This is a genomic window from Actinomyces sp. (genome assembly GCF_030530635.1).
GTDB lineage: Bacteria > Actinomycetota > Actinomycetes > Actinomycetales > Actinomycetaceae > Actinomyces.
The window spans coordinates 1-7,054 of sequence record NZ_JAUMUL010000028.1 but is presented as its reverse complement, the minus strand read 5'-3'; the positions used below and the strand labels follow the sequence as shown (position 1 = coordinate 7,054).

The following is a 7,054-nucleotide window of genomic DNA, read 5'->3' as shown; positions in this document are numbered from 1 at the left end:
GGGGCCGGGCCGCCGGCCGGACGACAACCCGGTTGGGGGGGGGGGGCCCCGGGGTGGGCCGCCCCGGCGGGTCCAATCACTGCGGGGGCGCGCCGCATCCGTGGCTTGCAGGGGAACGGTGCCTCGCAGGAAGTATCCTGCGGGGCACCGATGTGCTCCGCGGCGCGGAGCCCGGACCGTTGGATAAGGGGATGATAACGACGTGTGAGGTAGTGCGCGACGACAGTACCACTATGCTACACTTTGTCACGACATTTCTAAGTGGTGAGGTTGCAGGCGAAGGTGCTTGTGTCCATTGATGTGTGGCCGCCTGTCGGGCATCTCGCCCTGTTGTGAAACGAGGTCACTGATGACCCAGACTACTTCCACTGGGATTCGCTGCGCCCTTCTGGGGGCGGGCCGCATCGGCCGGGGGCACGCTGCGGCGCTGGCCGCGATCGACGAGGTCGCCCTGACCGTGGCAGACGCCGATCCCTACCGTGCCCGCGAGGTGGCTCAGGCGCTTGAACCCGCTTCGGGGGTAGCCGTCAAGCACACTGTCCCGGGGGAGGTCTTCGCCCGCGCTGAGGAATACGACGCCGTCGTCATCGCCACGCCGACCGCGAGCCATGAGGAACTGGTCCTGGCCTGCGCCCGTGTCGGCCTGCCCGTCTTCTGTGAGAAGCCCCTGGCTTCCGATCTGGCCGGCACCAAGCGCTGCATAGATGCCATCTCTCGGGCGGGGATAGCCTCCCAGATCGGCTTCCAGCGCCGCTTCGACCCGGCCTATGCTGAGGCCAGGCGCCGGGTTCGGGCCGGTGAGCTCGGCCAGGTCCATCGTGTTCACATGCTCACCTGTGACCAGAATCCGCCGCCGGAATCCTTCGTGGCGACCTCCGGTGGGATCTGGAGGGACTGCCTGATCCATGACATTGACGCGTTGCGCTGGGTCACCGGCCGGGAGGTGGTCGAGGTCGTCGCCTTCGGGCAGGTGCGTGGCGCCGACTATTTCCGCGCCCACGGAGACATCGACGAGGGCGTGGCGCTGCTGCGCCTGGACGACGGCACCATGGTTACAGCTCAGACCTCCCGAAATAACGGGCAGGGCTATGACGTGCGGATGGAGATTGCGGGGACCAGGGCCAACGCCACCGTCGGCCTGGACCGCAAGGTCCCGCTGGTGAGTGTCGAGCCCGGCGCGGACTTCCCCGGCCCCGAGCCCTGGGTTGACTTCATCGCGCGCTTCGCCGACTGCTACGGCCGAGAGTTGCGCGCCTTCATTGATGTGGTCGCGGGCCGGGCGACGAGCAGGTGCGAGGCCCGGGAGGCGCTGGAGGCGCTGCGGGTGGCGATCGCCCTGGGCATCTCGCGCGAGCAGGGACGGCCGGTGCGGCTGGAGGAGATCCAGGCCTGAGCACCCTATAGGCGCTCAGGCGACCGGGCTTGGGCGCGTCGGTCATCGCTCACAGGAAAGGACAACAAACGAGATGACGAGTGACGGCGCTGTTGCGCCACTCATCGAGGTTGAGGGAATCACCAAACGGTTCCCCGGGGTCCTGGCACTAGATCAGGTGCGATTCATCCTCAGGCCGGGGGAGGTGCACTCCCTGGTCGGCGAGAACGGGGCGGGCAAATCCACGTTGATGAAGGTCCTGGGCGGTATCCACCAGCCCGACGGCGGCACCATCCGCCTGAGCGGTGAGGAGACGACGATTCGAGACCCTCTGGACGCACAGTCCAAGGGGATCTCGATCATCCACCAGGAGCTTAACCTGATGCCCGACCTCACGGTCGCGCAGAACATCTTTTTCGGCCGGGAGCAGTACAACGGGATACGCTTCAATCTTTCTCCGTCGAAGATGAGCCGGGCCACCGACGAGCTCCTCGAGCGGGTCGGGCTCAATCTCGACCCCGACGCGATGGTCGGAGACCTGACCGTCGCCACCCAGCAGATGGTCGAAATCGCCAAGGCGCTGTCCTTCAACGCCAAGGTCCTCATCATGGACGAGCCCACGGCGGCGTTGACCGAGCGGGAGACTGAGGCGCTGTTCGCGGTCATGGATGACTTCGTTACCGAGGACACGGCGATCGTGTACATCTCGCACCGGATGAACGAGATCAAGCGGGTCTCCGACACCGTCACCGTGATGCGTGACGGGCAATGGATCGCGACCACGCCGGCCGAGGAGCTGACGGTGGATAACATCATCGAGCAGATGGTGGGCAGACGCATCGAGTCCAATATCCGTCCCACGCCCCTGGACGGCGATCCCGAGACGGTGCTCAAGGTTGAGAATCTGTCGACCAAAGACCTGCTGAGGAATGTCAGCTTTGAACTGCGCCGAGGGGAGATCCTGGGCTTCGCCGGACTTGTGGGCGCGGGACGAACCGAGACCGCCCGTGCCCTTATCGGCGCCGATCCGCACACCTCAGGCACGATCGAGGTCGGCGGCAGGCAGGTCCGCATCGCTTCGCCCGAGCAGGCGGTCGAACACTCCATCGCCTACCTGTCCGAGGACCGCAAACGTTACGGGCTCCTGCTTGAGAAGGACCTGGTCGAGAACACCGCCCTGCCCTCCTACCGGGCCTGGGCGCGCGGGATCGTCGTCGATGACTCCAAGGCCGCCTCCACCACCGACACCTACGTCGGGCGGCTGCGGGTGAAGACCCCATCCATCAATCAGCTCGCCCGCAACCTCTCGGGCGGGAATCAGCAGAAGGTCGTGATCGGCAAATGGCTGGCGCGGGACTGCGACATCCTCATCTTCGATGAGCCGACGCGCGGCATCGACGTCGGCGCGAAGGACGAGATATACGACCTGCTCAACAGCCTGGCCGCCCAGGGCAAGTCCATCATCGTCATCTCCTCGGAGATCCCCGAGGTCCTGCGCCTCGCCCACCGGATTGTGGTCATGTGGGAGGGGCGGGTCACCGGGACCCTCACTAATGAGGAGGCCACCCAGAACTCGATCATGGCGCTGGCCACTGGCCAGACCACGGAGCAGATAAAGGAGTCCAAGTGAGCACGTCCACGACCGTCGAGCCCTCGGCGCCGGTAGCGAAGACCAAGAAGGGGGTGAGGACGGGTTTCTTCCAGCGTCATTCTTCCCAGGTGCTGGTGGTGGTCTCTGAGCTCATCCTCATCATCGTCTTCACGATCGCCAGCCCGTACTTCTTGCAGGTCTCGAACTTCTCGGCGCTCCTGCTTGATGCTTCCGTCTACGTACTGCTGGCGCTGGGCCTGACCTTCGTGATTGCCACAGGCGGTATCGACCTGACCCCTGGCTTTGGCATCGCCTTCACCGGAGTGTGTCTGGCCGTAGTAATGAAGTGGGCGGCTGCGCAGGGGATGGGCACCCCGGTAGTCATCGGGCTGGGAGTCCTGGCCGGCTTGCTGGCCGGCGCTGCCATGGGCAGTATAAACGGCCTGCTGGTCGCCTACCTGAGAATGCAGCCGATGATCGCCACGCTGGCCATGATGCTCGTCGCCTGGGGCATGGCGATGGTTATCTCCGGCACCTCGGCGATCCCGCTGTCTGAATTCGGAGCCTTCCTGACTCTCGGGCAGGGCAAGACGCTGGGTATCACCAACGCCGTCTTCCTCATCGCCGTGGCTGCAACAATCGCCTGGTACCTGCTTAACCGCACCCTCATCGGCCGCTACGCTCTGGCGATCGGCTCCAATGAGGAGGCAACACGTCTGTCCGGTGTCAATGTGCGCCGCTGGAAGTTCTACGTCTACGCCCTGGGCGGCACCTTCACCGGTATGGCCGGTGTCCTCATGGCCTCACGTCTGGCCTCGGGCAAGCCCGATGTAGGCCAGTCCTACGAGATGTACGCAATTGCGGCGGCAGTGCTCGGCGGCGCCTCGCTGCTGGGTGGTCGCGCCTCGGTCGTGGGCTCGGTCGTAGGCGCCATTGTCATCGCCACTATCCGCAATGGTGCGGTGCTCATGTCCATCCCGGACCAGTGGCAGAAGGTGCTCCTGGGCATCGTCGTCCTGGCGGCTGTCTACCTCGACACTCGTCGTCAGAAGAAGTGAAACCGAGCCGTCGCGCTCATTCCACCAGGCCCGGAGGCGGGCCAAGACCATCCATGAAGAACAAGGAGATCTGATAATGAACCTATCCCGACGCCACGTTCTGGCCGCCGGCCTGACGCTCATCCCCATCGCCGGTGTTGCCGCCTGCGGCCGCTCGGAGGGAGGCGACAACAAGACCATCGCCGTGGTGGCCAAGGGCTACGCCAGTCCCTTCTGGGCGACGGTCAAGGCCGGCGCCGAGGCTGCGGGTAAGGATCTCGGCCTCACGGTGACCTTCAACGGCCCCGACACTGAGACCGATGTCCCCCGCCAGAATGACCAGCTCCAGCAGGCCCTGGTTAAGCGGCCCGCTGCGCTCGTTTTCGCCGCCTTGGATTCTGATGCCCAGGGCACGGTGCTTCAGCAGTTCGCCGATGCCTCCATCCCCGTCGTTGCCTTCGACTCCGGTGTGCCGGGATCGGATATCCCGGTGGCGACGGTGGCGACCGACAACAAGGCCGCCGCCGCTGAGGCCGCCTCCCACCTGTCCGATCAGCTTAACGCCACCGGCAAGGTCGCGATCATCTGTCACTCCCAGACCTCGCTGACCGGGCAGGATCGCGAACAGGGATTCCGGGAATGGATCGCGGCCAACGCTCCGGGCATCACGATCGTCGATGTTCAGTACAACAACTCAGACCAGGCTGTTGCCCAGCAGCAGGCCGCGGCGATCATCCAGGCCAACGCGGATCTGGCCGGCATCTTCGCCACAGACGATGATGGCGCGGTGGCAGCCGCCCAGGCCGTGCAGACCGCTGGGGCGAGCGCAAAGGTCGTCGGCTTCGATTCTGGCAAGCCCCAGATGGATCTCATCACCTCAGGCGCAATCGCGGGGTCGGTGACCCAGAACCCTTACCAGATGGGTTACCAGGCGGTGTCCACTGCCAAGGAGGTCGTTGACGGCAAGAGCGTGGAGAAGTTCATCGACTCGGGTTACTACTGGTACGACGCCACCAACATGCAGGACCCGGAGATCCAGGAGGCCGTCTACGACTAATCCCTGCGAACTCAACCCGGGGCTCGGAATCGGCCCCACCTCCCTCGCGGCGGTGGGGCCGATTCATGGCTCTTCGTTCTAGGTCGTGTTGTGCAAGTGGGCGGGGTGGTGTCGGCTTGGTGTGTGGGGTGGGGTGAGGCCTTCGGGGTATCACGGGTGGTGTGAGAACAGAGTATGACACCGCCTAAGGCCTCTACCTTGGCCGTTGAGTGTAGGCGCCTGTGCCCGTCATGACTTGACCGTTAACCGGCGTTGTTGACCCCGAAGGGACGTAGCAGATGGCCTCGCTACCGGGCATCGGGGTGGTCGGCAGCCAAGTGCGGCCGGGTCCGGCTCGGTTGAACCGGAAGGCTCGCCGCGTCCTTTAGCTCGCAACATGCCGGCCAGCACACCCACAAACATCAAGACACATCGGCCACCACAGCCACCAGCACGAAGAGCCGGTGTGGGTGGGTTGGTGGGGGTTGTTCGAGGACGTGGGATAGCCGCCGACGACGCGGCCCGGTCCTCGAGGACGCCGCCTGGGAGGGTGTCCTCGGCGGTCAACCCACGTCGTGGAGGTTCATCCCGCGTCCTCGAGCACTCCGCGTGGCCGACGGCGAGGGCGTCCCCGCCCGGCGGACAACGTCCTGGCCAGCCCGACGACGTCCTCGGTGCCCCCACGACGTCCTTGTAAGCCCGAGAACGACCCACGCTGGCCGAAGACGTCCTTATGAGCCCGAAACCCTACCGAATGTGGAGGGTTTGGGGCTGAAAAGGTCGTGTTCGGCAGGTCTGCGCCTACCGAACACGACCCCACCGACCCGAACACGACCCCGCCGGCTCGACATCGACCTCATCCGCCCCCGAGAACGACCCCGCCGGCCCGGAAACACCACACCCTCAAACCGGAAGAGTCGGTTTGAGGGAGGCGGTGAACGCGCGGAAGGATCACTCCCGGGAGTGCACAACGGAAGTACCCGGAGGAGTTGCGGGGTGGCTGCCGGTGGCGTGGCACCCGGTGGCCGCCCCGCAGCACCCATTGACTGAGGGGGCGCACCGCATCCGCGGGCGAGTATCGGAACGGCGCCCGGCTGGTCATCGCGTGTCGCCGTCACGGTGGGAAGCTCTGCCGGGGAAAATTTGTCCTAACAAAACTCTGGCGTTTTGGCTGCGCGGCGGCTACACTCGTAGCTGTCCGAAACGATTCGGATGCTTGGGTCGGTTCCCTCATCGGCCCGACGATCGATCTGAAATGTCAGGAGTGACAATGACGTCTACCGCCTCAAAGGCCGTCAACACCAATGATCCGAAGTACTCCAAGCTCACCATTGGGGTCTGTCCGGATCAGTGGGGTGTCTGGTTCGCCGACGACCCCAAGCAGATGGATCCGCGCCAGGCCTGGCAGGAGATGGCGGAGGCCGGCTTCGAGGTGATCGAGACCGGCCCGTGGGGCTACTTCCCCACCGACCCTAAGGAACTGCAGAAGTGGTGCGACGAGTACGGTATGCGCGTGGTCGCCGGCACCGGCTGGGGCATCCTGCACAAGGCCGAGGCCTGGCCCGAGACGCAGCGGCACTTCCGGGAGATCGCCGAGACTCACGCCGCCGTCGGCGCTGAGTACATGGTTCACCTGCCCCCGCTCTACCGCGACGACAAGACCTGGGAGTGGACCGACGACCGCGTCCTTTCCGACGACGCCTGGAAGCTGTACGTCGAGCACGCCAATGCGCTCGGACAGATGCTGCTGGACGAGTACAACCTGAAGATGGTGCTGCACCCCCACGGCGACTCGCACATCGAGACGCCGGAGGAGATCGCCCGCATCTTCGACGCGACTGATCCCAAGTACGTCAACCTGTGTCTGGACTCCGGCCACGTGGTCTACGGCGGCGGTGACCCGGTCGAGCTGTGCAAGAAGTATCCCGAGCGCATCACCTATGTGCACATCAAGGCCTTCGATGAGGACATCACCCGCGAGGCCCACGAGAAGGACTGGCCCTTCGGCGAGGCCGTCA

5 protein-coding genes are annotated in these 7,054 nt (G+C 65.0%); all 5 read left to right on the top strand.

Features of this window, described 5'->3' with window-relative positions; translation table 11 throughout:
* Positions 1–349: 349 nt before the first annotated feature.
* Positions 350–1,393, top strand: coding sequence for a Gfo/Idh/MocA family oxidoreductase (locus tag Q4A20_RS08010; protein ID WP_303122175.1), 1,044 nt, complete (start codon positions 350–352; stop codon positions 1,391–1,393).
* A gap of 73 nt (positions 1,394–1,466) precedes the next feature.
* A complete protein-coding gene (locus tag Q4A20_RS08005; protein ID WP_303122174.1) occupies positions 1,467–3,002 on the top strand; it encodes a sugar ABC transporter ATP-binding protein in 1,536 nt (511 codons plus the stop codon).
* Entirely contained in the window at positions 2,999–4,021 is a 1,023-nt protein-coding gene (locus tag Q4A20_RS08000; protein WP_303122172.1) for an ABC transporter permease, read from the top strand. Before Q4A20_RS08005 ends, Q4A20_RS08000 begins: the two co-directional genes overlap by 4 nt.
* Before the next feature lie 76 nt (positions 4,022–4,097).
* Complete coding sequence (locus Q4A20_RS07995) at positions 4,098–5,057, top strand: substrate-binding domain-containing protein (RefSeq protein WP_303122171.1); 960 nt, start codon at positions 4,098–4,100, stop codon at positions 5,055–5,057.
* A gap of 1,249 nt (positions 5,058–6,306) precedes the next feature.
* A partial coding sequence (locus Q4A20_RS07990) for a sugar phosphate isomerase/epimerase (protein ID WP_303122169.1) occupies positions 6,307–7,054 on the top strand: 748 nt, incomplete at its 3' end.

Excerpts from the sequence above, each read along its gene's own strand:
- Q4A20_RS08005 (WP_303122174.1), top strand. The coding sequence starts at position 1,467 with ATGACGAGTGACGGCGCTGTTGCGCCACTCATCGAGGTTGAGGGAATC.
- Q4A20_RS07995 (WP_303122171.1), top strand. The coding sequence starts at position 4,098 with ATGAACCTATCCCGACGCCACGTTCTGGCCGCCGGCCTGACGCTCATC.
- Q4A20_RS08010 (WP_303122175.1), top strand. The coding sequence starts at position 350 with ATGACCCAGACTACTTCCACTGGGATTCGCTGCGCCCTTCTGGGGGCG.